Below are 25,857 nucleotides of genomic sequence, written 5' to 3' on the forward strand. Positions count from 1 at the left end.
ATGACTGTTAAACGCCAACTCAGCATGGTCCTGGATCTGAACAAATGCATCGGCTGCCAGACCTGCACCGCAGCCTGCAAACTCATGTGGACCAACCGCAACGGCCGTGAGTTCATGTACTGGAACAACGTGGAATCCCAACCCGGTAAAGGCTACCCGCGGGATTACGAGAATATGGGCGGTGGTTTCGACGCCGACGGCGCTTTGCGCCTGGGGCGCCAGCCCAGCCAGGAAGACTATGGTATTCCCTGGGAGTACAACTACGAAGACGCGTTGATGACCGGCACCGACCCCTGGTTGCGCCCCAATGTGAAACCCACCTGGGGTGCCAACTGGGACGAAGATGAAGGTGAGGGAGACTACCCCAACAGCTACTACTTCTACCTGCCGCGCCTGTGTAACCACTGCGCCAACCCGGCGTGCCTGGCGGCCTGCACCCGCAACGCCATCTACAAGCGCCAGGAAGACGGCATTGTGCTGGTGGATCAGGAACGCTGCCGGGGCTACCGCTACTGCGTAAATGCCTGCCCGTACAAGAAAATCTACTTCAACGAGGAGATTTCAAAATCCGAGAAGTGTATTTTCTGTTACCCGCGGATTGAAAAAGGCCTGCCCACCGCCTGTGCACAACAGTGTGTAGGGCGCATCCGCTGGATAGGCTATCGCGACGATGAAGACGGCCCGATTCACAAGCTGGTGGAAAAATACAAGGTGGCCTTGCCGCTGCACGCAGAATGGGGCACGCAGCCCAACGTGTTCTACGTGCCGCCCATGTCGCCGCCCAAGTTTGGTGAAAACGGCGAACAGCTGGATGAGTCCCGCATACCCCTGTCGTATCTTGAGAGTCTGTTTGGCCCCCGCACCGGCGAAGTGCTGGACACTTTGGCGGATGCCCGCCAGGCGAAAGCCGATGGCAGAGGCAGCGAACTTATGGACATCCTGATTGGCTACAAACACTCTGAAATGTTCAAACTGAGCTGACGCCCGGAGGCATGCAATGACGCAATTAGCAGCGCCCGCTGTCCGGCAGCATGAACGGGAGTTCGCCGAGGCGCGCGGGGCTATCTATCGGCTTGCCGCCGTGGCCCTGAGCTATCCCATGGAAGAAACCTGGGAAGCTCTCACCGATGGACGCCTGCAAGAGGCGCTCAACGAAGCCTGGCAAACGCTGGGTGGCGAACCCTGGCCCAGGTTTGAATCAAGCCCGACTTCGCAAGATCTGCAAGTGGGTTACATGGCCACGTTTGTGCACGGTAAGCGGGGTAAACCCAGAGTGCCATTGGTGGCCAGTGCCTACGACAGCCTGGTAGGCGGTCTGACACCTGGCGCCTATCTACTGAATGTTCAGGCATTTTATACCCACTTTGGGCTAACAGCGGCAGTGGACGACGAAGGTCACAAAGATCAGCCTGATCACCTTATAGCGATGCTGGAGTTCTGCGCACTGCTGTGCCATCTGGAGGTTCAGGCACTGGAAAACCAGCGGGATGCTGCGCCTTACCGTCGTGCTCAACGGGATTTTCTGGTGCGATACCTCAGGCCCCTCCTGCAAACCATTCGCGCAAAATACGCCCATGAAAATCAGCACGGTCTGGATGCCAATCTGGCTCATTTGGTGAAGGTGCTCCCGGACTGGACCCGCACCCAACAACTGGCGCTGGAAAATCAGGTAGGGCCATGCCCCGAAGAAGGGGCACGAAAAGCAGGCCCCGAAACCACCAGCCAGCCCATGTGGGACTGAACCCAACCGATTAGCATGAGGAACCATGCCATGACATCGAAAAACATCGAAAACGGTCGCCTGGCAAAGAGTATTGGCCGGCTAACCGGCACGCTAACCCTGGCGGCCTGCATCCTGGCAAGCAGCAACCTACTGGCTGATCACACCGATAGGAACCCGAACGTGAGTGAGGTAAAAGCCTGGGATACGGTGAAAGTTTCTCGCATTCCTGATGGCATATACTTGCGTACCCAAAACGACCCGGACGACCTGATTTGGGATCGCTTACCAAAGTATCGAACCAACCTGTTACCGGCACCCCCGGTACATCAGTCGGTTGGCCTGCGTTTTGACGAAGGCTCCACACGTGGCAAGCATGTGTATTTCCAGATAGCCCGTTCGGATGAGCGTTTATACATTCGCCTGCATTGGAAAGATGCCAGCGAAGACCGAGCCACCACCGTAGACACATTTAGTGATGGTGTGGCGGTGCAGTTTGCACTGAAGGATGTGGATACCTCATACATGATGGGGACTGATCACGAGAACCCTGTAAACATCTGGTATTGGCGCGCCGATACGGACAAAGTGGAGAATCTGGCCGCGGGTGGCTATGGCAGCACCACCACCTTGCCCCAACAGAGCGTGAAAGGCGCCAGCGCCTACGTGACCAGCGACGTTCCGCAAAAGAGGGAGTGGCAAGTGGTGATGTCGCGGCCGTTCAAATCTGATGGCGAGTACGATGTGGATTTTGATCGTGAAACCATACCTATGGGCTTTGCTGTATGGCAGGGTAACGACAGCGAACGCGATGGCAACAAACGCGTAACCCACACCTGGATCCTGCTGGACACAAGCCTGAATGGCAGTACCAAGAACTAAGGAGCCTTAGATGGCGGTTTCCCATTTTCCCGGTCGTGACCCACTGGCTCTGGTGCCGGAAGATTGCGGGCGTGGCCATGCCTGCCAGTTCTGCCCAGAAGAAGAGCAGTGCAAGCTGGACAAGGGGCAGCACGAAAAACGTCTGATTGAATCCCGCCTTGCGCAGATTGGCCAGATTATTATGGTCATGGCCAACAAAGGCGGCGTGGGTAAAAGCACCGTGTCGGCCAACGTAGCTGCAGGGCTTGCAGCTCAAGGATATCGGGTAGGAGTGGCGGATGCCGACATCCATGGCCCAAATCAAAGCCGGTTTTTCGGTTTTGTGGGTCAGCGCGTGCGCCTGGGCAAACAGGGTTTGCCACCAAAGGATTTTGAGTTTTTTGGTCTGGAGTACCCGGTAAAGGTTGGTTCTTTGGCCTTCATGATGGAAAGGGACGACACCCCCATTGTCTGGCGGGATGCTTACAAGCACGACTTCATGCACCACCTGATTGGCTCATTCGATTGGGGACCGCTGGATTTTCTGGTAATCGATATGCCGCCGGGCACAGGCAACGAACTGATTACCCTGGCAGATATGCTTGAAGGCCATGATGTAGCCGCATTACTGGCCACGACACCCCAGGAAGTGGCGTTGATGGACAGCCTCAAAGCCGTGCGTTTTTGCCAGGAGCGTGGCATGCCAATGATTGGCGTGGTGGAAAATATGGCGGGCGTAACCTGCCCCCACTGCAGTGGGCATTTTCATGTATTCCCCCGCTCTCATCTGGCGGATGCTCTGGCAGCAGCCGATGTGGCATCTGTGGCACAAATCCCCTTGTCGCTGGCATTGTCCAGTGGCTCTGATACCGGAATACCAATTGTGCTTTCAGAACCTGAAGGCCCGGAAGCACAAGCATTCGCACCGGCCGTCGACGCTTGTGTAGCACACGCCAAGGCGGGTTTTGCTGACGCCGCAAAGCAATCCCTGCATGGGCTTGCACAGGCCAGCCTGGAAAGCGACGAACTTGAGCAGGCGCTGGGAGCCGTTCCACCAGAACAACGAGACGCCCTGCGCCAACAACTGGAATCCTTGCTGGGTAACAGTAACGAGCCTTCCTGACCCACTCATATTCGAGAGAATTGCCATGACTGACACTCGCGCGCCGGAACGCCGTCGTTTTTTTCGCCAGCTTTTAGGCACAGATAATGCCAGTCAACCCGGCCGCGCTCCCTGGCACCGGGTACCGGAAGTCGGTGCCGGCGATGGCGACGTGCTCTGGTCGGGCTGGACCGGCAATGGCGAGCTGTTTGTTGTGGGCGATGAAGGCATGGTATTGCGCTATACCAGCAGCGCCGATGCCGGCGGCGCGCAATGGCAGCACATGGCAGTGCCAACGCGCCTGCCGTTGCACGGTATTTGGGGGCCTGCTGCTGATAATCTTTATGCCGTGGGCTGGATGGGCGCTCTGTTGCACTTCGATGGCGCACAATGGCAGCTGCTGCGGGGTGGGGTGATAGATGAAAAGGGTGGCCGATTTGCTGCCTGTAAAGAAAACACGCCCCTGTTTGCCATCGACGGTAACGATCAGGGCATGGCTTGGGCCGTGGGTGACGATGGCGTAATTCTGCATTTTGACGGTGCCAACTGGCAGTCCGAGCAGAGTCCAACCCAGGTTAATCTGCGGGCAGTCGCCTGTGGACCCAATAACACCGTTTACGCCGCTGGTGGCGAAGGCACTGTGCTCCACCGTGACAGCGAAGGGTTGTGGACAAAACTCGATTGCCCCTTGGGTTCCGGATTTCATGCCTTGCTGGTAATGGACGATGGTAGCTTGCTGTTAGGCGGTGGTCGGTATTTTGTTAATCAGGGCGGCTTTCGTGGAGAACTGGTGCGTTATCAGAACGGCCAGTTTCAGGCTCTCAAATTTGATGAGCCCATGCCGCGCCTGAGATCGCTCAAAGCCTATAAAGGCGGTGTGCTGATTGTTGGCGACCAGGGTCATTTGTACTACTTCAAGGATTTGCGCCTCGACAAGCTGGAGAGCAACAGCCATCACGATCTGATGGATATTATCCTGCTGTCTACAGGCGAGGCACTGGTGGTCGGTGATTTCGGCACCATCATGACGGCTGCCGAAGATTTCACCCAGGCACTGGCACCGCCGCCCATGGCCGCCGCGGCCAGCCCCTGGCAAACCATGGTTGTGCCCACCGAAAACCAACTCTGGGGCATTACCGAAGGCCCGGACGGCACCTGTTATGCCTGTGGCGAAGCCGGCACAGTGATACGCCTGCGAGGTGGCAGCTGGGAGTTGTTACCGGCCCCCAGCGAATTGGCGGTGCATTGTTTGTGGGATACCGGGGCAGGGCTGTTTGCCGCCGGACAACTGGGGCGTATCTATCGCTTCGATGGCCAGCAGTGGGCATTGCACTATGATCTGAATCTGGATCTCACCATTCTTGGCATGTGGGGCAGCAGCCCTGAATCTCTTTATGCCGTGGGCGATGAAGGTCTGATTCTGCATTTCGACGGCTTGCGCTGGCAGCGGATGCCCAGTGGCACTCAGTCTGCCCTGTACAGTCTATGGGCCATGGATGACGAGCACATGCTGGCCCCCGGCGACTTCGGGCTGGTGTTGAGACACAACGGCAAAGACTGGAGTGAGTTCAATGTGGGCACCGAGAATTTCCTTTATGGAATCTGGGGCGACAGCTTGAGCAATATCTACGCCGTTGGGCTGTCGGGCACCCTGGCACATTTCAATGGCCAGCGTTGGCAGCAAATGGCTACGCGCCTGCGGGAAGACCTGCTGGCGATATCCGGTTCAGATGCCGCAGGGGCTTTCGCTGTGGGTACCCGGGGCTGTGTCCTGCGACTCGATCGTGATCAGTGGGTAACAGAGGTAAGTGGCAGCGATGCCGGTTTACGGGCGGTTTGTGCTACCCGCAGTGGAGCAGTTTATGCAGTAGGTGATCGGGGAACTGTGTTGTGCCGCAACGGAAAAACGGGGCATTAAGGGATTTATTCACATAAGTATTATTGCTATTTGTAAATGAGAAGTAATATCATTCGCACCTTTATGACATCGTCAAAAGGAGGAATGGTATGTTGTTTTATCGGATAGCCATGGGTGCGGCCTGCAGCGCGCTTGTTTTCAATACGGCGGCACAAGCGCAACCTGCGGAGCTGAATGAGCTGGTGGTAACCGCCTCCGGCTTTGAACAAAGCCAGTCTGCTGCGCCTGCCAGTATTACTGTTATTTCCGGTGAAGAGATCCGTAGCAAACAAGCGTTCAGTCTTACGGATATTCTGGATGACGTGGAAGGCCTGGATGTCAGTGGCTCTGCCGGTAAAACTGGCGGTTTCGATATACGCATGCGTGGCATGCCCTCAGAATACACCTTGATTCTGATTGATGGTCGCAGGCAGAACACCGCTGGCAGCGTAACCCCTAATGGTTTTGGCCAGACCGCAACAAGCTTCCTGCCGCCCCCTTCCGCAATTGAACGCATTGAAGTTGTACGTGGTCCCATGTCGACCCTTTACGGATCTGACGCCATGGGTGGTGTTATCAACATCATCACCCGCAAAGTTGGCCCGGAATGGGCATCTACCCTCACAGCAGAAACGACACTCAACCAGGACAGTGATTTTGGTAACAGCCGAGCCTATAGCGCCTATACCAATGGACCGCTGGTGGACGACCTGATTGGCTTTCAGCTGCGTGGTCGCTGGTTTGAGAGGGATGAGTCCAAACTGGAATATCTGGACTTGAACGGCGATCCGATTGAAGTCAGCACCCGAGGGCCGAGCCCGGTTGAGTCTGAACAGTATACGGTTGGTGGTCGCTTTACTGTAACGCCCGGAGAGTCGAATGACCTTTGGTTGGATATCGAAAGCAGCAAACAGGATTACGATAACTCAGAAGGGCAATTGGGTACCTTGGGCGTAAAAGGTTACAAACCGGAGCTGGAGTTCGATCGTGACCAGTTTGCTGTGGGCCACACTGGTCGGTTCGATATCGGCACGCTGGAAACCAGCATCATGAGAAATGTGACGGAAACCATCGGCCGGGTTATTCCCGAAGGTGTGCCCGGGAAGACGCCGGGGTCTGACCGGGAACTGAAAACGGAAAACCGTGTAATCGACAGTAAGTTGGTAATGCCATTAGCCAATCACGTGGTGACAGTCGGCGGTCAGTGGCTTGATGCACGGATGATCGATGGCGTCGCAACGGACGAATTCAAGCAGAAAACCCAAGCCCTGTTCGTAGAAGACGAGTGGTTCCTGGCCGAGGATCTCGCCCTGACTCTGGGTGGCCGGTATGACCACCATGATTCGTTTGGTGGCCAGTTCAGCCCACGAGCCTATCTTGTGTGGAACTCTACACCCGAGCTAACGGTTAAAGGTGGCGTAAGCCGAGGTTACAAAACACCAGGCCTTGAGCAGTTGGCCCCCGGCGTTATCGGTTTTACCGGGCAGGGCACCATCCCACTGTTCGGGAACCCGGATTTGAAACCCGAGAAATCAACATCAACGGAACTGGCAGTGATCTACGAAAAGCCGGCGGGCTACCGGGTGGGTGCAACGGTGTTCTACAACGAGTTCACTGACAAAATTGCAGAAGGCCCCGACCTGCTGAACTGCAGTTATGCACAAGATCCAAACCGACCCGGCTGTGTTGATAGGGGTAACTGGCCTCTGGCGGATGTGTTTGGCCAGGACCTGAACATTGATGAAGCCATTACCCAGGGCGTGGAGCTGCATGGCTCAGTGCCGTTCGCGCAGGATTGGCGTCTGGGTGCAAACTACACATACACCGACAGCGAGCAAAAATCCGGAGAGAATAAAGGCGAGCCGCTTACTGATACACCGGAGCATATGGCGAATATTTCCTTGCGCTGGGTGCCTTCCGTTCGCTGGTCAGCCTTTGTGAAGGCCCAGTACGAAAGCGAGCGTTACCGTGCGCGGGACAGGATCAGAGGGGCTGCTTCGTATGCAGACCTGGGTGATTTCAAATCCGTTACCCTTGTGCACCTGGGTGGCCAGTATCAGGCTTCAGAAAACCTGGGTTTCAGTGCCACCATATATAACCTTCTGGATGAAGACTTTATCGAGTATCAGGCCTATGACAACGGCGCCCAATACGGAAACCTCTACGCCAACTCGGAAGAAGGTCGGCGTTTGTGGGTGTCTGCAACCTACTCATTCTGAGACACATCAATCGCTGATATGAGAATTTGACGGTCGTCAATTTTGCTGCCGGTAATTGTGCCGGCAGCTTTCAAATTATTTACAAAAATTAACCTTCTGCTAGCTTGGTAACAGTAAATCCTGTTAATGAGAGAGCAGAAAGATGAAACGGCAAACACTGAAGCTTGCTATCGCTGTCAGCCTTGGCCTTACCGCAGGAGCAGCCATGGCTGCCGACTTGCAGGATCGTGCGCGGGACATGTTTTCGGCGATACCCCAGTACCCACCGGTTATCGATGGCAACGAACTGACGGAAGCGAAAGTTGAGCTTGGTAAGATGTTGTTTTTTGAGCCCCGTCTGTCCGCAAGCCATCTGATCAGCTGCAATACCTGCCACAACGTGGGTATGGGTGGACACGATTACCTTCCTGTCTCTATTGGCCACGGTTGGCAGAAAGGGCCACGCAACTCGCCTACAGTCTTTAATGCTGTCTTCAACGCCGCCCAGTTCTGGGATGGCCGCGCGGCGGACCTCGCGGAGCAGGCTAAAGGGCCGGTTCAGGCGGGCGTTGAGATGAGCAGCACGCCAGAGCGCGTTGTGAAGACATTGACCAGCATGCCAGCCTATGTTGAGAAGTTTGGTCAAGCCTTTCCCGGTGAGGATGATCCGGTAACCTTTAACAACATGGCCATTGCGATCGAAGCGTATGAAGCCACGCTGATTACGCCAGATGCCGATTTTGACAAGTTCCTGCGCGGCGATAAAACAGCCTTGAACGAGCAGGAGCAAGAAGGTTTGGCACTGTTCATGGATAAGGGCTGTGTGGCCTGCCATGCGGGCGTTAACCTTGGCGGCCAGGAATACTATCCGTTTGGCCTGGTAACCAAGCCTGGTGCCGATATTCTGCCCACCGGTGACAAAGGCCGGTTTGCGGTTACCGAGACGGCCTCGGATGAGTACGTATTCCGTGCTTCACCCTTGCGAAATATTGAGCTCACAGCCCCTTATTTTCACTCAGGCGCCGTTTGGAGCCTGGAAGAGGCGGTTGCAGTTATGGGTACCGCTCAGTTGGGAGCAGAGCTGAATGATGATGAAGTAAAATCTATCACCGCTTTCCTGAAAACCCTGACCGGCAAAATACCGGAAGTGCGCTACCCGGAGTTGCCGCCAAGCACAGACAGCACCCCGAAACCAGAATCAATGGTGCTGGCTCAGTAATCTGCAAGTCCTTGGCCCTGTTACTCCCTCATGTGATTTTCGGGGTAACAGAGCCACAGGTATTTAACGTCCTTTCCTGAAGGCTGCGGGTGTTTTTTGGCCGCCTTTAACTCATGTGGGTTTTACGAAAACACACATTTTACTTCTGAAATAGTCATTATCATTGCGGTAAGCTAGCAGTACTCAGGCTTGAGTACTCGTTTGAGCCCGTTGCAAGGTAGTGCTTGGGTCGAACTTATTGAAGATAAAAGGAGAGTTTCTGTGAGGAAGAGCGTTCGTCACATAGTGCTACTAATGGTGGCAATGATAGGAAGCATGGCGTCGGGGCAGGGTTATGCATCGGATAAGCTGTTTCTTTATACGGAGAACTTTCCGCCTTATAACATGAGTTCCTCCGGGCGGGCTTTTGAGCACAATGGAAATAGTATCGACGGTATTTGCACTGAAATGGTGAAAGCCATTCTGCAAAACACCGATCTGGATTACGTGATCAAATTACGTAACTGGGATTATGGCTACAATCGAGCCCTGGATAAGCAGAATCATGGTATTTTCTGCACAACCTTCACTGAAGAGCGTGAGAACCTGTTTAAGTGGGTAGGCCCACTGACCAAAAACCTTTGGACAATCTTCGCCGGCAGCGGGACTAACCTGAAGATTGATAAGCTGGAAGATACCAAAGGCATGCTTTATGCGGGATACCGCAATGACGTCATGACCACGTATTTGCTGGATCGCGGTTACAAGGTGTCTGCTATGGAGAGTGACGACATCAACCCGAAACGTCTTGAGCTCGGTCAGGTAGATCTGTGGATTGCTGACCGGCTGGCTGGTCCTTACTTCGCATCCCAGCAGGATGTAGAAGGGCTTGAACCGGTCTTTTCGTTTAACGAGACTGAATTGTACCTGGCCATGAACCTGGATACTTCTGAAAAAATCATGCAAAAACTGCAGGAAGGTCTCAGAAAGATCAGGAGCAATGGCATGTACGAGGCTATAGAGACCAAGTACGGACTTTAAGCACAGAAAGTTATGCAAAAAAACCCGGGTAGGTTCCTACCCGGGATAAAGTATCACCGGTTGATCTATCCGGTGAAGGCCATATCTTCCGCACCTATCTGCATCAGGTTTTTGCTGGGGCTCAGCATGCTACTTGCGTGAGCCTGGGATCTGGGAAGCAGTCGCTCGTAATAGAATTCTGCAGTTGCCAGTTTGGTGGCATAGAAAGCCTCAGAGTCATCGCCGCCGTTATCCAGGCGATCTACCGCTGCTACCGCCTGTCGTGCCCACATGTAAGCCATGGATACGTAACCGCTGTACATAAGAAAGTCGTAGGATGCAGAGCTAACCACATCGCGATCCTTTCGCGCGGCAAGCATGATCCGCACGGTAAGCAAATTCCATTGTGCCGTAAGCTTCAGCAGCTCCACTGCAAATGGGCGCACACGGCTGTCGGTCAAATGCTTACGGGCAAAGTTTGCAATCCGGGCGGTGAATTCACGAACTGCGCCGCCTTTGGTGGTTAGCAGTACCTTACGGCCCAGCAGATCCAGTGCCTGAATACCGGTGGTGCCTTCATACAAGGTGGCAATCCGGGTATCCCGGGCAATCTGTTCCATGCCGTGTTCACGAATGTAACCGTGGCCACCAAATACCTGCATACCAAGGTTTGCTGCCTCGTTCCCAAGTTCCGTCAGGAAACCTTTAAGAATCGGGGTCAGAAAGCCCAGTTTGTCATCGTATTTTGCTGCCTTTTCATCATCACCGGCGGCGTAGCCTTCAACCATATGATCGGCCAGGCGGGCGGCGTCATAGAGCATGGCGCGGCCACCTTCAGCGATAGCTTTCTGGGTCAGTAGCATGCGGCGAACATCGGCGTGGTGAATCAGGCTGTCAGCGACATGTTCGGGGTCTTTCTTACCGGAAAGCGCACGCATGGAGCGGCGCTCTTTGGCGTAGTCCAGAGCCCATTGGTATGACAACTCAGCGGGCCCGACACCTTGAATGGCGGTACCGATACGAGCCGTGTTCATAAAAGTGAACATGCACTCCAGGCCTTCGTTCTCAGGACCGATCAGGTAGCCGGTTGCGCCATCAAAGTTCATAACGCAGGTAGCAGAGGCCTTTATGCCCATTTTCTTCTCGAGGCTGCCACAAACTACGGCGTTGCGCTCACCTGCGCCACCTTCGGCTGTGGGTACAAACTTCGGCACGATAAACAGGCTGATGCCACGGGTGCCCTTGGGTGCGCCCGGCAGACGAGCCAGAACAATATGGATAATGTTCTCGGTAAGATCGTGATCACCGGAGGAGATAAAGATTTTGGTACCCGTTACTTTGTAAGTACCATCAGCCTGCGGCTCGGCTTTGGTTTTTACCTGGCCCAGGTCCGTCCCGCACTGGGGTTCGGTGAGGCACATGGTGCCGGCCCAGCGGCCTTCTGTCATAGGCAGCAGGTAGGTGGCTTTCTGGTCGTCAGAACCGTGCAAATAGATGGTGTTCATGGCACCCATGGACAAGCCCGGATACATGGAGAACGACCAGTTCGCTGTACCCATCATTTCCTGCTTCAGCAGGCCCATGGAAGCGGGCAGACCTTGGCCGCCGTATTCCTCCGGGGCAGAAAGCCCCTGCCAGCCACCCATCACATATTGATCGTAAGCTTCTTTGTAGCCTTTCGGGGTGGTTACCTCGCCATCTTTCAGCGTACAGCCTTCTTCATCACCTGGCTGGTATAGGGGGCTTAGCTGCTCCTCACTGAAGCGAGCGCATTCGGCGAGGATAGCGTCCACGATATCCGGAGTTGCGTTCTCTCCGCTGGCCAATGTGGCGTAGTGCTTTGGGTAATCAAACACTTCATTCAGCAGAAACTTCATGTCACGCAAAGGCGCCTTGTATACCGGCATAATCAATCCTCTGTACTGGTCTGAAAATCTACGAGCGGGGATTATTCACCGCCAGGTTGCGTGCAGTTTTACGGCATAGTGTGGGGGATTCCATTGACGAAAAGCGCTCATGGCGGTGTCAGTAAAGACAGTCCTTGATTTTTCCACAGGCCATCCGCTGATCGAAGAGCTCTCCCGGGGCGTATTTCAGGTATCAGGCAATGAGGCGTTAATCCTGATCGCAAGACTGAATGGAAATACCCGTTGGAGAGGTTTATGAAGAGTGTAAAAAAAGTGCAAAACCTGTGTTCTGTGATACCCAAAATCGGGCGGCGCTCTATACTCGTGTTAACCGCCATTTTGGCGCTTTTGGGGGGCTGCTCTGGTCCGGCGCTGACGGATTATTCAGAACGTGAGCCCAAGCTCGTTCCTGAAGATTTCTTTAACGGTGAACTAAGCGCCCGTGGCGTGGTCAAGGACATGTCCGGTGAAGTGATTCGCACGTTCGATGCGGATATCTCCGCATCCTGGGACCAATCTGGTGTGGGTACCCTGGATGAAGAATTCCGTTTTGATGATGGCGAAGTGCAAACCAGGATCTGGACGTTAACACCATCGGCAACCGGCGACAGCTTTCATGCCGAAGCGGGCGATGTGACGGAGCCCGGAACCATGCGCTGGAGCGGTAATAGCATAAACATGAATTACGTGCTTCGGATAGCCTATGGCGATGGAACCCTGGATGTACGAATGGACGACTGGATGTATCTGGTAACGCCCGACACATTGATTAACCAGACCACCATGAGCAAATGGGGGGTTGATGTCGGTGAACTTTTGCTTGTGATACAGAAAAAATAATGCCCGGCGGTGGCCGGTCTGTCTGCTGAGAGACTCTATGTTGAAACAATGGCTGATCGGTTTGCTGCTGGTCGTATTGGCACTGGGTGCTGCGTTTATTTATCAGGGCCTGGATGACTCGTCTCAAGCCCAGGATGATTCTGAGCGCCCCCCCAGTGCAGTAAATACAGTACTTCCCATAATCGACACGGTGCAGGATCAGGTCAGGGCAGTTGGCAGCCTGAAAGCCGTAAGTGCCGTTAAGCTGACCACAGAAACCAGCGGCCGCGTGGTAGGTATCAACCTGAAATCCGGTCGCCCGGTAAAACAGGGCGACCTGTTGTTGCGGCTTGATGATCGGCAGGCAAGGGCAGATCTGGGTGTGATTGAAGCGCAGTTGGCAGATGCCCGGCGTCAGTACGAACGCGCCAGAAGCCTGCGTGACAACAACAGTATCTCCCAATCTTTCGTAGATGAGCTGAGAACCGCTGTAGAGGTGTCCGAAGCTCAGCGCACTGCGGCCCAGGTTCGGCTTGAAAACCATCGCATTGAAGCGCCGTTCTCCGGCGTGGCGGGCCTGAGCGATATCAGTATCGGCGCTTATATTACCGCAGGCACCACAATAACCACTTTGGACGCTACATCCCCCATGGAGCTGAATTTCTCCATTCCCGAGCGCTTTCTTGGCCAGATCAATCCGGGCCAGAAGGTGCAGGGCAGCTCCCCGGCTTACCCTGATCAGGCATTTATTGGCGAACTCGTTGAATTGGGTTCCCGCATTGACGAGCTTAGCCGCTCCTTGCCGGTTCGGGCCCTGATTGATAACACTGAGGGGCGATTGCGCCCTGGCCAGTTCATGTCCGTTAGCCTGACCTTGCGTGAACGCCAGGCTCTGGTTATTCCGGAGCAGGCGGTGATGGTTCGTGGTGCTGAACAATATGTATTTGTGGCAGAAGACGGTATTGCACGGCGTGTGCCCGTAACGGTTGGCTCACGCATGCCCGGGCGCGTGGAAATTGCGAAAGGACTGACAGCAGAAGATCTGGTAGTGGTGACCGGCCAGGACCGTCTGAGCAGTGGTGAGCGCATCCGGGTGACAGATGATGAAAACGCGATTCCAGACAACCGGTTTACCAGTGCTGCGGGGTCGTAATCGGTGATTCTTTCAGATATTTCCATCAAACGCCCGGTATTTGCCACGGTTCTCAGCCTGTTGATTGTCGTGTTTGGTTTGGCCGCTTTGTTTGGCCTGCCCGTGCGTGAATACCCCGACATTGACCCACCCGTGGTATCCGTTTCGACCAACTATACGGGTGCGGCCGCTGAGGTGGTTGATACCCAGATTACTCAGATCATCGAAGGTGCCATCAGCGGTATAGAAGGAATTCGTTCTATCCAGTCGTCCACCCGCCAGGGTGGGTCTTATACCACTATTGAGTTTTCCCCCAGCCGGGATGTGGACATTGCCGCCAACGATGTGCGCGATGCAATTTCGCGAGTAAACAACCAGTTGCCGGATGAAGCAGATCCACCCGTGGTGCGCAAAGCGGATTCCGATGCCCGACCCATGATGTGGGTGACCCTGCGCAGCGATGTTTGGGATTCAGCCCAGATGAGTGATTACGCCGACCGGGTTCTGGCAGACCGGTTGGCCGTGGTCGATGGCGTTGCCGATGTGCGAATTGGTGGTGAGCGCCGTTATGCCATTCGCGTGTGGCTCGACCGGGAACGCCTGGCGGCTCGCGATATCACTGTGGCCGAGGTAGAGCGTGCCTTGCGCGCTAACAACGTAGAACTACCCGCCGGTTCGGTAGATTCCTCCACACGTAACTTTACCGTGCGGGCTGAAGGCAGGCTGGCGACGGTTGAAGAATTCCGCGAATTAGTGGTTCGGCGAGATGGCAATCAACTGCTGCGCCTCGGAGAGGTCGCCGATGTGGTTATGGGTGTAGAATCCGATATCGGGCGCTTGCGGGCCAACGGCCAAACAGCCATTGGCATGGGTATTATTCGTCAGTCCAAGGCCAATACCGTGGCAGTATCAGATGCTGTCCGGGGCGAGCTGGATAAAATACGGGAAACCCTGCCACCGGAAATAAGCATCACTGAAAGCTACGACGAATCTGTTTTTATTCGCGCCTCCATTCGCGAGGTAATGATCACCCTGGCGATTGCCGTGTCGTTGGTCATCCTGGTGATATTCCTGTTCCTGCGCTCCTGGCGCGCTACGCTGATTCCGGCAGTAACTATTCCGGTAGCGGTAATCGGTGCCTTTATCGGCCTCGGCTTTTTGGGCTTCTCCATCAACGTGCTCACCTTGCTGGCAGTTATACTCGCCATTGGCCTGGTGGTGGACGACGCCATAGTAATGCTTGAAAACATCCAGCGCCGAATTGATAAAGGCGAGCCACCACTGCTGGCGGCCTATCGCGGTGCCAGGCAAGTAGCCTTTGCGGTAATTGCCACCACACTGACTCTGGTTGCCGTGTTTGTACCCATTTCGTTTATGGGCGGCAACATAGGCCGGCTGTTTGCGGAGTTTGGTTTCACTCTTGCGGCGGCAGTTGTTGTGTCCAGTTTGGTGGCACTGACTCTGGCACCCATGCTTTGCTCCAAATGGTTAAAGCCCAGCCCGGAAAGTGGGGAAGGGCGTGGTTTTTGGGCCATCATCGAGAAGGTGCTTAACGGACTCACCAGTGGATATGAGCGGCTGCTGAAGTTTTCACTCAATCAAGCGGGCCTGGTGCTGGGCATTGGTCTGGTAGGTTTGGTTGTGGCAGTTGTGATATACCCGAAACTGCCTCAGGAACTGGCACCTATTGAGGACAGGGGCACGATTATTATGCCCGCCAATGCGCCTCGGGGTGCTACCGTTCAGTACACCGATCACTATGTAAAGCAGGCAGAAGAAAAGCTGATGCCTTTTCTGGAAGATGGACCGGCCAGCCGCATGTTGTCCATTGTCGGCTTCCGCGAGCGGGAAGACAGCGCGTTTATTATTATGGGGTTGGCCCCTTGGGACGAGCGGGAGGTCAAGCAGCAGCAGGTTACCAGCGAGATTCGAAAAAAATTTGATGATATTTCCGGTATTCGCATGGTGGCCATTAATCCGCCAGGGCTGGGGCAGCGTGGCTTTAGCCAACCGGTAGAGTTCGTGGTTGCCGGGCCGGACTATGAATCCGTACAAGCCTGGAGTGACGAACTGGTAGAGCGGGCCAAGGAAAACCCCAACCTGTTGAACCTGCAAACCGATTTTGAACTCACCCGGCCGGAGCTCAGTGTTGCCATTGATCGCGAACGAGCAGCAGATCTGGACATTACCATTGAAGATGTGGGCCTTACACTGCAAACCATGTTGGCGTCACGCAAGGTAACCACCTATCTGGAACGTGGCCGCGAGTACGATGTCATAATGCAGGCAGATGATGCCAGCCGTGCCACCCCATCGGATCTGGGCCAGATATTCTTGCGCCCCAGAGAAGGTGGCGACCTGATTCCACTGCAGGCACTGGTTTCAATCACCGAGAAAGGGGCTAACCCCGATCTTCGGCGCATAGATCGCCTGCCTGCCGTGGTTATCAGCGGATCTCTGGCAGATGGCTACGATCTTGGCTCCGCACTGACCTATCTGAACACCTTGGCGGTAGACAGCCTGCCTTCAGAGGCCAGGTTGAGCTACCAGGGGTTGAGCCGGGAGTTTCAGGAATCCTCTTCAGCGATTTATGTCACATTTGGTTTGGCCTTCATTATCGTGTTCCTCGTGCTGGCGGCCCAGTTTGAAAGCTGGATTCATCCGCTGATCATCATGCTCCCTGTGCCATTGGCAGTAACCGGCGCGCTGCTGGCATTGTGGTGGAGCGGCATCAGCCTGAACATATATAGCCAGATCGGGATCATTATGCTGCTGGGGCTGATGTCGAAGAACGGCATATTGATTGTGGAGTTTGCCAACCAGCTGCGAGATGAAGGCTACGCGGTTAAAGAGGCAATTCTGGCGGGAGCATCCTTGCGCTTCCGCCCGGTATTGATGACCACTATATCCACAGTCTTCGGTGCAGTGCCTCTGGTGGTTGCCACGGGCGCAGGCGCAGAAAGCCGTGCAGCAATTGGTATGGTGATTCTGGGTGGGCTGATTTTTGCGACCACGCTTACGTTGTTTATCATTCCGGTGCTATACAATCTGCTGGCCTGCTTTGCGAAATCCGCCAATGCGATTGAACATGAGCTGGAGCGTCAGGCATCTTTATCCCAAGCCAGTTCGATCGATTAATGAGCGGGCTGGCATGACCCTACAATCCGGATGTTTTCATGGCCATATCCAGCCAGTTCCGCCTACTGGGACAGCGTCGATTTTTGCCGTTTTACCTCACTCAGTTTTCCGGGGCGTTCAACGACAACCTCTATAAAAACGCACTCCTGTTGCTGATTGCCTACAAGACCACGGGCTTGATGGGGCTATCTGTGAACACGGTAATCAACCTGGCTGCGTTTCTGTTTATTTTGCCGTTCTTTCTGTTTTCCGGCATTGCCGGGCAGATGGCGGATCGCTATGAAAAAGCCGCCATAATCCGCAAGGTAAAACTGGCCGAGATAGCCATTATGGTACTGGCCACCCTGGCACTCTGGATTGGTTGGTACGAAGGGCTCCTGGTGTTGCTGTTCCTGATGGGTGCCCAGTCTACGTTTTTCGGGCCGGTGAAGTACGCCATTTTGCCCCAGGTGCTTGGGGATGATGAACTGGTGGGCGGCAATGGCCTTGTGAGCATGGGCACCTTCGTGGCGATTTTGCTCGGCACCATAGCAGCCGGTTTGCTTATGGGGCTTGAGGGGGCCGCAAAGCTGACGGCCACAAGCGTACTGGTGATGGCGGTTCTGGGCTATATTGCCGCAAGACAAGTGCCAGACACCGGAGTTGTCAGCAACGGGCAGGCAGTTCGCTTCCGCCCTGTTTTGGAAACCTGGAACCTCATGAGTGTGGCCGCCGAGCGCAAGCCGGTACTCTGGGCGATTCTCGCCATTTCCTGGTTCTGGTTTCTTGGTGCAGCCTATCTCACCCAGTTTCCCAATTTTGCCCTGAGTAATCTGCGGGGTGATGAAACTGTGGTCACACTTCTGCTATCCATGTTTATTGTGGGCATATCGATCGGATCGATGATGTGTGAGCGCCTTACGCGACATCGCATCACTCTTGCCCCTGTTCCCTGGGGCGCACTTGGCCTGACTCTGTTAGGGATAGATCTGTTCTTTGCAGTACCGGCAAGCCCGGAGCCTTCTACCTGGTGGACTCTGGTGACCGACCCGGCTTACATCCGGGTATTGCTCGATCTGGTGGGCATCGGGGTTTGTGGCGGGTTGTTCATTGTGCCCCTTTACGCATTTATCCAGCATGAAACCCCTCAAAATAAACGGGCGCAAATCATTGCGGCTCTCAATGTAATCAATGCGCTGTTCATGGTTGCGAGCGCGCTCACAGGTATCCTTGTGCTCGGGGTTCTGGATGTAAGCATTCCGGGCTTCTTCTTGCTGTTGTCATCGGCTAATGGGCTGGTGCTTATCGCGGTGTGGCGGTTGAGACGGCGGACAGGATAAGAGTCTGTGGATAATTAATTGGATAAGCTGCGGACAAGCTTTGGATAGTTTTTGCTAATACCTTTTAAAACAACGGGTTGCTTGTCAATACAAGGCTCTTGATAAGCAACAGATTTGTGGATAACTTTATTGAAAACTATTTGAGGAGAGCTGCCCAAGCCTATGAAAACCTGATGATTTCGGTTTTCCACTTCATTGGAAGGGTAGCTGAACAGTTATTTTTCGGGTGTTGGCTGCCATCCGTAGGTGCTTCTGGTTAAAATTTGCACATTCTGACTGCATTTTTCCGGGTGAAACGTTATACTCCCGGCCCTGTTTTTATCCCCCGATTTCCGAGGTGAGCTGTGGATTTTCCGACCCGTTTCGATGTAATTGTCATTGGTGGTGGCCATGCCGGTACCGAAGCTGCGCTTGCGGCCGCGCGCATGGGCTCGCAAACCCTGCTGCTGACCCACAACATTGAAACCCTCGGGCAGATGTCCTGTAACCCGGCCATCGGTGGCATTGGCAAAAGCCATCTGGTGAAGGAAATTGATGCCCTTGGTGGCGCTATGGCACAGGCCACGGATCTGGCGGGCATACAGTTCCGGGTACTCAATAGCCGCAAAGGCCCGGCTGTACGGGCTACCCGTGCTCAGGCTGACCGGGTTCTGTATAAGGCAGCCATTCGCCAGGTTCTCGAAAGCGAGCCAAACCTCACCTTGTTTCAGCAGGCTGCAGATGACCTGATTGTGGAAAACGATCAGGTAACCGGCGTGGTGACCCAGACAGGCATCCGGTTTAACGCCAAAACCGTTGTGCTGACAACCGGCACCTTTCTCGGCGGCGTTATCCACATTGGCATGCAGCAGCATTCCGGCGGCCGTGCCGGCGATGCTCCAGCCAACGCGCTGGCTCAGCGGTTGCGGGAGTTGCCGTTTAACGTGGGCCGCCTGAAAACCGGCACACCACCGCGTATTGATGCTCGCAGTGTTGATTTTTCGGTTATGCAGGAGCAGTGGGGCGACAACCCAGCACCAGTGATGTCGTTTATTGGCAACCGGGACCAGCATCCTGAGCAGGTGTGCTGCTACGTTACCCGCACCACCGAGCAGACCCACGATATTATTCGCAGCGGCTTTGATCGCTCGCCCATGTTTGCCGGCAACATTGAAGGTGTCGGGCCGCGCTATTGCCCGTCGATTGAAGACAAGGTTAACCGCTTTGCCGACAAGGACTCGCATCAGATTTTTGTAGAGCCAGAAGGCCTGACCACCAACGAACTATACCCGAATGGCATATCCACCAGCTTGCCGTTTGATATTCAGCTGGCGGCAGTGCGTTCCATTCCGGGTTTCGAAAACGCCCATATCACGCGACCCGGTTATGCCATTGAATACGACTATCTGAACCCCCAGGATCTGCGCCACACTCTGGAAACCAAGTTTATCCAGGGCCTCTATTTCGCTGGCCAGATCAACGGTACCACCGGCTATGAAGAAGCCGGTGCCCAGGGTTTGCTGGCGGGTATCAACGCCGCCCTGCGGGCGCAGGAAAAGAGCGAATGGTATCCGCGCCGCGATGAAGCCTATCTCGGGGTGCTGGTGGACGACCTGATCACCATGGGGACCAAAGAGCCTTACCGCATGTTCACCAGCCGCGCGGAATACCGGCTTATCCTCCGTGAAGACAATGCTGATCTGCGTCTCACCGAAACTGGCCGCAAGCTGGGCCTGGTGAACGACGAGCGTTGGCAAAAATTCAATGCCAAGTTTGAGGCCATTGCGACAGAGCGCAAGCGTCTGGAGACCACCAGGATACACCCTGCAACTGAAGCGGGTGAACGTGCCAATAACTTTCTCAAGCAACCCATGACCCGGGACCACACCCTGGCTGAGTTGCTTCGCCGCCCGGAAATTGCCTACAGCCACGTAGCGGAGATTGGGGCCGCGCAATCGGAAGACCCGGTTGTGGCGGAACAGGTGGAAATCGAGATCAAGTACGAAGGCTACATTTCGCGCCAGACCGATGAAATCGAGCGTTTACGCCGGAATGAGAACACGGCGCTGCCTATCGACCTTGATTACGATGTCATCGGCGGGCTGTCGAATGAGATCAAGCAGAAACTGAAAGAGGTTCGACCGGAAACCGTTGCCCAGGCATCGCGAATCCAGGGTGTAACGCCGGCTGCGATCTCGCAGATTCTGGTAAACCTGAAAAAGCGCGAGTTATTGCGCAAGCAGAGCGCCTGAATGCTGCCATGACTCAAACTCTCTGGCAGCGCCAACTCCGGGAAGGGCTGGGGCACATGCAGCTCTCCCTCGATGACCACAAGCAACAACAGCTGTTGGCATTTCTTGCTCTGCTTAACAAGTGGAACAAGGCATACAACCTCACGGCTGTGCGCAACGAGGGGGAGATGGTTTCCCGCCAGTTGCTCGACAGCCTCAGTATTCTGCCTTGGGTAACCACGGAACATCTTCTCGATGTGGGTGCCGGCGGTGGCCTGCCGGGAATTCCGTTGGCTATTGTGATGCCGGAAACGCGCTTCACCCTGCTGGACAGCAACGGCAAGAAAACCCGCTTTCTGAATCAGTGTGTACTGGAGCTGGGCCTCAAAAACGTGGATGTTATCCATGGCCGTGCCGAAGACTGCAAGCCGGAGCAGCCATATAGCCAGATCAGCAGCCGTGCGTTTACCGCCTTGGATAACCTGGTGGCCTGGTGTGGCGACCTGCTGGCGCACAATGGCAGCTTCCTTGCCATGAAAGGCCAGTATCCGGATGATGAGGTGGCTGCCCTTCCAGCGGGTTGGCAGGTATCATCCACGCATACTCTTGGCGTTCCCGGCGCTGGCGGCGAGAGACACCTGCTGGTCCTGGGTCGGTCAGAGCAACTCTAACCAGAAAAAACCCAGTACTCGCAACAGTATTCGGCAGCGGTATTCATTAACAAGGAGGCGAGACATGGCGCGCGTGATTGCAGTGACCAATCAAAAAGGTGGTGTGGGCAAAACCACTACCTGCGTCAATCTTGCAGCCTCACTGGCCGCCACCAGGCGCCGGGTTCTGCTGGTGGATATGGACCCCCAGGGCAACGCCACCATGGGCAGTGGTGTTGACAAAAGCTCCCTGGAACTATCGGGTTACGACTTGCTTACCAAGCGTGCGACCGCTGCCGAGGTGATTATTCCTGCAGAGGCCTCCGGCTATGACATCATGCCGTCCAATGGCGATCTGACCGCCGCTGAAGTTGAGCTGATGAACGAGATTGGCCGGGAGCATCGGCTCAGGCTTGCCATCAATGGCGTTCGAGACAACTACGATTACATTCTGATCGATTGCCCGCCCTCACTCAGCCTGTTAACGGTGAACGCTCTGTCTGCCGCTGACTCAGTACTTATTCCCATGCAGTGTGAGTACTACGCCCTGGAAGGCCTGGCTGCACTGATGAATACCGTGGAGCAGATCAAGGAGACGGTTAACCCGAATCTGGAGATCGAGGGCATCCTCAGGACCATGTACGACCCCCGGAACAGTCTCACGCTGGATGTGTCTGGCCAGCTTACAGAGTATTTCGGAGACAAGGTGTACCGTGCGGTAATTCCCCGTAACGTGCGTCTTGCGGAAGCGCCCAGCTATGGCATGCCCGCATTAAAGTATGACAAAACCTCCAAGGGTGCGATTGCTTACCTCGCGCTGGCCGGTGAAATGGTGCGTCGCCACGGGGTGAAAAAGACATCGGCTCCGGTTGCGGTGTAACATAGTGGCTGGTCTCTCTTAATAAAGAAGCACAACGACTATCAACGGGAAGAATGACTGACACCATGGCGGCGAAGAAACGAGGATTGGGCGAGCGCGGGCTGGGAGCCCTGCTGGCCGGCTCCAGGGTGAACCTGGATCAGGAACTGAAAAACCATGACGGTGAGTTGCGGCAGGTTCCTATCGATCTGATCCAGCGCGGCCGTTTTCAGCCACGCCGTGACATGGACCCAGCCGCTCTGCAGGAGCTGGCAGACTCCATTCGCCAGCAAGGGGTGATGCAGCCCGTTGTTATTCGTCCCATTGCGGAAGGCCGCTACGAGCTGATTGCCGGTGAGCGCCGCTGGCGGGCTACCCAAATGGCGGAGCTCGACAGCATCCCTGCCATCATCCGGGATGTTCCCGACGAAGCCGCCATTGCCATGGCGCTCATCGAGAACATTCAGCGTGAAAATCTCAATCCTATAGAAGAGGCCTTCGCGCTCCAGCGTTTGCAGGACGAGTTCGGCCTTACTCAGGCCCAGGTAGCGGAAGCTGTGGGTAAGTCCCGTTCCACCATCACCAACCTGCTGCGACTGATTGGGCTAACCGAAGATGTGCGCTTGATGCTGGAGCACGGCGATCTCGAAATGGGGCACGGCCGGGCCATGCTGACACTCACGCCAGAACAGCAGATGCAGGTGGCCAAACAGGTTGTCGCCAAATCCTTGTCGGTGCGCCAGACTGAAGCCCTTGTTCGCCAGCTGCAGCAGGAAGCCGGCGCTGGAAAACCGGCAAAGCCAGGCGCCATTGATCCCAATATACGTGCCCTGCAGGATGATCTTGCGGAGCGTCTGGGAGCAAAAGTATCCATTGCCCATGGTCAGCGGGGTAAAGGCAAGCTGGTTATTGAGTACAGTTCACTGGATGAGTTGGACGGTATTCTGGGCCATATCCGTTAATTGAAAATAAATTCGGAATTCTGACTGAAAGCCACTAACCACCAGATGTCGTGACCGCAAAGGGCGGGACCCACTAGGTGTGTGATAAATAGCAGTTCTCAATCCCGATGTGACGAAAAACCAGCCAGGTTTAGTGCAGAGTCTGGTTGAACAACAAGTGCTTAAAACATATAATTTCGCGCGATTGGAATTATGGCGGTGATATGAAACCTCGGCAATCTCGAATCACCAAGGTTCCGTTGGCCCGCTGGCTGATCATTGAGTTTACAGGGCTGAGTGTTTTCAGTCTTTTATGGTTACTGCACAGTCCTTTGGCCGGTTATTCCGCTTTTGTTGGCGGTCTTATATTTATAGTGCCGAACGCCTGGTTTGTACACCGGGTTTATCGTTACCAGGGCGCACGTAACGCGCATCTGATGGTGGGGAATTTGTTTCGGGCGGAATCCACTAAAATCGCCCTTACCGCAGTTTTCTTCGCGGCCGTTTTCACTTTAATGGAGCCGGTACATGTACCGGCTCTGTTATTCACTTTTGCTGTGATGGTCCTGGCAGGTGGCGCATTGCGCTGGCTGATACGGCCTAAACCACGGCGATGACTGGACGAGAGCAGAATGGCTGATACCCCAGTAGAGTATATAAAGCACCACCTCCAGAATCTGACCTATGGCAAGCTTGAAGCTGGCTACGAGCGATTTGATGGTAGCGTGATGAGCGAGTCCGCATGGACCTTCGCCCGCACCGCGCAGGAAGCCTCCGATATGGGGTTCATGGCTGTCCATGTGGACACTTTGGGCTGGTCCATTGCAATGGGTCTCCTGTTTCTGGGACTTTTCCGCTATGTCGCAACGCGTGTCACTACCGGTGTGCCGGGCGCTTTGCAGAATCTGGTGGAAGTCACTGTAGAATTTATCGAAAACCTGGTGCGCGATGGCTTCCATGCCCGCAACCCGATGATTGCACCACTGGCGCTGACCATTTTCGTGTGGATTTTGCTGATGAACATGCTCAAGTTCATCCCGGTAGACTACGTGCCCATGCTGGCTTCGGCTATGGGTCTTGAGTACTTCAAGATTGTCCCGACGACCGATCCCAACGCCACCTTTGGTATTTCCATAGGCGTTTTCCTGCTAATCATCTTCTACAGCCTGAAAGTGAAAGGTATTACCGGTTTCGCCAAAGAGCTGAGCATGCAGCCTTTTAATCACTGGGCTCTGATTCCTGTAAACCTGGTATTGGAAGTTCTGGTTCTGGTAGTGAAGCCTATCAGTCTGGCACTGCGTCTGTTCGGTAACATGTATGCTGGCGAAGTAGTGTTTATCCTGATCGCACTGTTGCCGTTCTGGGCACAGTGGACACTGAACCTGCCCTGGGCAATTTTCCATATTCTGGTAATTCCGCTGCAGGCATTTATTTTCACAATGCTGACAATAGTTTATCTTGCAGCGGCGCACGAAGATCACTGATTTACCCGTTAAAAAGCAAACCCTTAACTATCTGAAAAACTGAGGAGTTCTCAATGGAAATGGTATATATTGCAGCAGCGATCATCATCGGTATGGGCGCACTGGCCACCGGTATTGGCTTCGGTATTCTGGGCGGCAAACTGCTTGAAGCTACAGCCCGTCAGCCAGAAATGGCTAACCAGCTGCAGGTTAAAACCTTCATCATGGCTGGTCTGCTGGACGCCGTTCCAATGATCGGTGTTGGTATCGCGATGTACCTGATCTTCGTTGTTGCTGGCTAATCAGCCCAATAATGCGGGCGCTGCTCTTGTAAACAGAGCCTGGCGCCCGGTTTTTTGGTCTCCAGCACGCAACGAATAGCAAGAGGTATATTGCCGTGAATATAAACCTTACGTTGATAGGGCAATCGATTGCCTTCGCTATTTTCGTCTGGTTCTGCGTGAAATATGTTTGGCCGCCTATTACGGCTGCCATGCAAGCGCGCCAGAAGAAGATTGCTGATGGTCTTTCCGCTGCTGACCGGGCTTCACTGGACCTTGAGCTTGCTCAGGAGAAAGCCGCCCAGCAAATGCAGCAAGCCAAAGAAGAAGCTTCCGTTCTGATTGATCAGGCCAACAAGCGTGCCGCTCAGATTGTGGAAGCGTCCAAAGACGATGCCCGCAAAGAAGGCGAAAAGCTCATTGAGCAAGCCCGAGCGGAAATTCAACAGGAGCGTGTTCAGGCTCGCGACGCACTAAGAACTGAAGTGGCATTGCTTGTCATTGCCGGTGCCGAGAAGATTCTGGAAACCTCTGTCGATGCCAAAGCTCACAGCGAGATGCTGGACAAGCTGGCAGCACAACTCTAAGCGAGGGTCCCATGGCAGAACTGACTACGTTAGCCCGGCCCTACGCAAAAGCCGTTTTTGAAGCCGCGAAAGAGCGAGACGCCGTTGGATCCTGGGATCAGGCTCTTGCTCTTGTTGGTATGCTGGCAGCTGACGGCGCTGTGAAGAAAATTCTGGCCAATCCTGGCCTGTCTGAGCAACGCAAGGCAGAGCTGTTTTTCGATACTGCTGAAGAACAGATGCCCGAAGCGCTCAGAAACTTCCTGTTGATTCTTGCTGAAAACAAGCGCCTGGCGTTGCTGCCGGAAATTTCAACCCTGTTCACCTTCTACCGCGCAGAACTTGAGCGCACGGTAAACATGAAGGTAAGTACTGCGTTTGAAATGACTCCGGAAGAGCAGCAAAAGCTGGCAGAAGCATTGTCCAGGAAACTGGAGCGTAAAGTCGCCCTGGAAACCGCTGTTGATCGTTCGTTGATTGGCGGCGTGGTGGTAAATACCGGCGATTTGGTTATTGACGCTTCAGTCCGTGGCAAGCTGGCCAAAATGGCTAAAGCTCTGGGCTCCTGATTTCAGC

General features: G+C 54.6%; 22 protein-coding genes. 21 read left to right on the forward strand and 1 reads right to left on the reverse strand.

Annotated elements, in window-relative coordinates; translation table 11 throughout:
* From clrB to FFI61_RS12690, 8 genes are all read left to right on the forward strand, one after another.
* Entirely contained in the window at positions 1–981 is a 981-nt protein-coding gene (gene clrB / locus FFI61_RS12655; RefSeq protein WP_200370846.1) for a chlorate reductase subunit beta, read from the forward strand.
* Positions 982–997: 16 nt separating this feature from the next.
* Positions 998–1,741 (forward strand): molecular chaperone TorD family protein, encoded by a 744-nt coding sequence (locus FFI61_RS12660; RefSeq protein WP_200201616.1) that lies wholly within the window; start codon positions 998–1,000, stop codon positions 1,739–1,741.
* Positions 1,742–1,771: 30 nt separating this feature from the next.
* Entirely contained in the window at positions 1,772–2,602 is an 831-nt protein-coding gene (locus FFI61_RS12665; RefSeq protein WP_200370848.1) for an ethylbenzene dehydrogenase-related protein, read from the forward strand.
* A 10-nt stretch (positions 2,603–2,612) separates the two neighbouring features.
* Positions 2,613–3,704 (forward strand): P-loop NTPase, encoded by a 1,092-nt coding sequence (locus FFI61_RS12670; protein ID WP_200370853.1) that lies wholly within the window; start codon positions 2,613–2,615, stop codon positions 3,702–3,704.
* A gap of 25 nt (positions 3,705–3,729) precedes the next feature.
* Positions 3,730–5,601: a WD40/YVTN/BNR-like repeat-containing protein gene (locus FFI61_RS12675; protein WP_200370866.1), complete on the forward strand. Its 1,872-nt coding sequence runs from the start codon at positions 3,730–3,732 to the stop codon at positions 5,599–5,601.
* An 89-nt stretch (positions 5,602–5,690) separates the two neighbouring features.
* A complete protein-coding gene (locus tag FFI61_RS12680; RefSeq protein ID WP_200201620.1) occupies positions 5,691–7,799 on the forward strand; it encodes a TonB-dependent receptor domain-containing protein in 2,109 nt (702 codons plus the stop codon).
* A gap of 142 nt (positions 7,800–7,941) precedes the next feature.
* Positions 7,942–8,997, forward strand: coding sequence for a cytochrome-c peroxidase (locus tag FFI61_RS12685; RefSeq protein ID WP_200201621.1), 1,056 nt, complete (start codon positions 7,942–7,944; stop codon positions 8,995–8,997).
* 261 nt (positions 8,998–9,258) lie between these two features.
* Positions 9,259–10,017 carry a substrate-binding periplasmic protein gene (locus FFI61_RS12690; RefSeq protein WP_310965491.1) on the forward strand — a complete coding sequence of 253 codons (759 nt, stop codon included), beginning with the start codon at positions 9,259–9,261 and terminating at the stop codon, positions 10,015–10,017.
* A 65-nt stretch (positions 10,018–10,082) separates the two neighbouring features.
* Here the strand turns inward: FFI61_RS12690 and FFI61_RS12695 are convergent, their stop codons facing one another.
* Positions 10,083–11,903 (reverse strand): acyl-CoA dehydrogenase C-terminal domain-containing protein, encoded by a 1,821-nt coding sequence (locus tag FFI61_RS12695; protein WP_200370868.1) that lies wholly within the window; start codon positions 11,901–11,903, stop codon positions 10,083–10,085.
* Positions 11,904–12,158: 255 nt separating this feature from the next.
* Between FFI61_RS12695 and FFI61_RS12700 the strand changes: the two genes are divergently transcribed.
* The 13 genes from FFI61_RS12700 (at position 12,159) to FFI61_RS12760 (ending at position 25,850) form a co-directional block, all read left to right on the forward strand.
* Complete coding sequence (locus tag FFI61_RS12700) at positions 12,159–12,743, forward strand: DUF3833 domain-containing protein (protein ID WP_200370869.1); 585 nt, start codon at positions 12,159–12,161, stop codon at positions 12,741–12,743.
* 37 nt (positions 12,744–12,780) lie between these two features.
* Entirely contained in the window at positions 12,781–13,875 is a 1,095-nt protein-coding gene (locus tag FFI61_RS12705; RefSeq protein ID WP_200370870.1) for an efflux RND transporter periplasmic adaptor subunit, read from the forward strand.
* 3 nt (positions 13,876–13,878) lie between these two features.
* A complete protein-coding gene (locus FFI61_RS12710) occupies positions 13,879–16,992 on the forward strand; it encodes an efflux RND transporter permease subunit (protein WP_200370871.1) in 3,114 nt (1,037 codons plus the stop codon).
* A 38-nt stretch (positions 16,993–17,030) separates the two neighbouring features.
* The gene (locus FFI61_RS12715; protein WP_200370872.1) at positions 17,031–18,311 is read left to right on the forward strand and encodes an MFS transporter; all 1,281 of its coding nucleotides are present in this window, start codon (positions 17,031–17,033) and stop codon (positions 18,309–18,311) included.
* Positions 18,312–18,655: 344 nt separating this feature from the next.
* Entirely contained in the window at positions 18,656–20,542 is a 1,887-nt protein-coding gene (mnmG, locus tag FFI61_RS12720; protein ID WP_200370873.1) for a tRNA uridine-5-carboxymethylaminomethyl(34) synthesis enzyme MnmG, read from the forward strand.
* An 8-nt stretch (positions 20,543–20,550) separates the two neighbouring features.
* Entirely contained in the window at positions 20,551–21,192 is a 642-nt protein-coding gene (gene rsmG / locus FFI61_RS12725) for a 16S rRNA (guanine(527)-N(7))-methyltransferase RsmG (RefSeq protein WP_200201628.1), read from the forward strand.
* 64 nt (positions 21,193–21,256) lie between these two features.
* Positions 21,257–22,051, forward strand: a complete 795-nt coding sequence (locus tag FFI61_RS12730) for a ParA family protein (RefSeq protein ID WP_200201629.1) — start codon at positions 21,257–21,259, stop codon at positions 22,049–22,051.
* Between the two features lie 65 nt (positions 22,052–22,116).
* A complete protein-coding gene (locus FFI61_RS12735; protein ID WP_200370940.1) occupies positions 22,117–22,992 on the forward strand; it encodes a ParB/RepB/Spo0J family partition protein in 876 nt (291 codons plus the stop codon).
* A 146-nt stretch (positions 22,993–23,138) separates the two neighbouring features.
* Positions 23,139–23,588 (forward strand): ATP synthase subunit I, encoded by a 450-nt coding sequence (locus FFI61_RS12740; protein WP_227714878.1) that lies wholly within the window; start codon positions 23,139–23,141, stop codon positions 23,586–23,588.
* Positions 23,589–23,603: 15 nt separating this feature from the next.
* On the forward strand, positions 23,604–24,455 hold the full coding sequence (atpB, locus tag FFI61_RS12745) for a F0F1 ATP synthase subunit A (protein ID WP_200201631.1): 852 nt from the start codon (positions 23,604–23,606) through the stop codon (positions 24,453–24,455).
* Positions 24,456–24,508: 53 nt separating this feature from the next.
* Positions 24,509–24,736, forward strand: a complete 228-nt coding sequence (gene atpE / locus FFI61_RS12750; RefSeq protein WP_200201632.1) for a F0F1 ATP synthase subunit C — start codon at positions 24,509–24,511, stop codon at positions 24,734–24,736.
* A gap of 95 nt (positions 24,737–24,831) precedes the next feature.
* Positions 24,832–25,302, forward strand: coding sequence for a F0F1 ATP synthase subunit B (locus FFI61_RS12755; RefSeq protein WP_200370874.1), 471 nt, complete (start codon positions 24,832–24,834; stop codon positions 25,300–25,302).
* A gap of 11 nt (positions 25,303–25,313) precedes the next feature.
* The gene (locus tag FFI61_RS12760; protein WP_200201634.1) at positions 25,314–25,850 is read left to right on the forward strand and encodes a F0F1 ATP synthase subunit delta; all 537 of its coding nucleotides are present in this window, start codon (positions 25,314–25,316) and stop codon (positions 25,848–25,850) included.
* The last annotated feature ends 7 nt before the right edge of the window (positions 25,851–25,857 follow it).

The organism is Marinobacter sp. DY40_1A1, assembly GCF_016597815.1.
GTDB lineage: Bacteria > Pseudomonadota > Gammaproteobacteria > Pseudomonadales > Oleiphilaceae > Marinobacter > Marinobacter xiaoshiensis.

Coding starts and splice junctions, on each gene's coding strand:
- FFI61_RS12660 (WP_200201616.1), top strand. CDS start 998: ATGACGCAATTAGCAGCGCCCGCTGTCCGGCAGCATGAACGGGAGTTC.
- FFI61_RS12665 (WP_200370848.1), top strand. CDS start 1,772: ATGACATCGAAAAACATCGAAAACGGTCGCCTGGCAAAGAGTATTGGC.
- atpB (WP_200201631.1), top strand. CDS start 23,604: ATGGCTGATACCCCAGTAGAGTATATAAAGCACCACCTCCAGAATCTG.
- FFI61_RS12715 (WP_200370872.1), top strand. CDS start 17,031: ATGGCCATATCCAGCCAGTTCCGCCTACTGGGACAGCGTCGATTTTTG.
- FFI61_RS12735 (WP_200370940.1), top strand. CDS start 22,117: ATGGCGGCGAAGAAACGAGGATTGGGCGAGCGCGGGCTGGGAGCCCTG.
- FFI61_RS12700 (WP_200370869.1), top strand. CDS start 12,159: ATGAAGAGTGTAAAAAAAGTGCAAAACCTGTGTTCTGTGATACCCAAA.
- FFI61_RS12675 (WP_200370866.1), top strand. CDS start 3,730: ATGACTGACACTCGCGCGCCGGAACGCCGTCGTTTTTTTCGCCAGCTT.
- FFI61_RS12760 (WP_200201634.1), top strand. CDS start 25,314: ATGGCAGAACTGACTACGTTAGCCCGGCCCTACGCAAAAGCCGTTTTT.
- FFI61_RS12695 (WP_200370868.1), bottom strand. CDS start 11,903: ATGCCGGTATACAAGGCGCCTTTGCGTGACATGAAGTTTCTGCTGAAT.
- FFI61_RS12680 (WP_200201620.1), top strand. CDS start 5,691: ATGTTGTTTTATCGGATAGCCATGGGTGCGGCCTGCAGCGCGCTTGTT.
- FFI61_RS12670 (WP_200370853.1), top strand. CDS start 2,613: ATGGCGGTTTCCCATTTTCCCGGTCGTGACCCACTGGCTCTGGTGCCG.
- FFI61_RS12685 (WP_200201621.1), top strand. CDS start 7,942: ATGAAACGGCAAACACTGAAGCTTGCTATCGCTGTCAGCCTTGGCCTT.
- rsmG (WP_200201628.1), top strand. CDS start 20,551: ATGACTCAAACTCTCTGGCAGCGCCAACTCCGGGAAGGGCTGGGGCAC.
- FFI61_RS12730 (WP_200201629.1), top strand. CDS start 21,257: ATGGCGCGCGTGATTGCAGTGACCAATCAAAAAGGTGGTGTGGGCAAA.
- atpE (WP_200201632.1), top strand. CDS start 24,509: ATGGAAATGGTATATATTGCAGCAGCGATCATCATCGGTATGGGCGCA.
- clrB (WP_200370846.1), top strand. CDS start 1: ATGACTGTTAAACGCCAACTCAGCATGGTCCTGGATCTGAACAAATGC.
- FFI61_RS12705 (WP_200370870.1), top strand. CDS start 12,781: ATGTTGAAACAATGGCTGATCGGTTTGCTGCTGGTCGTATTGGCACTG.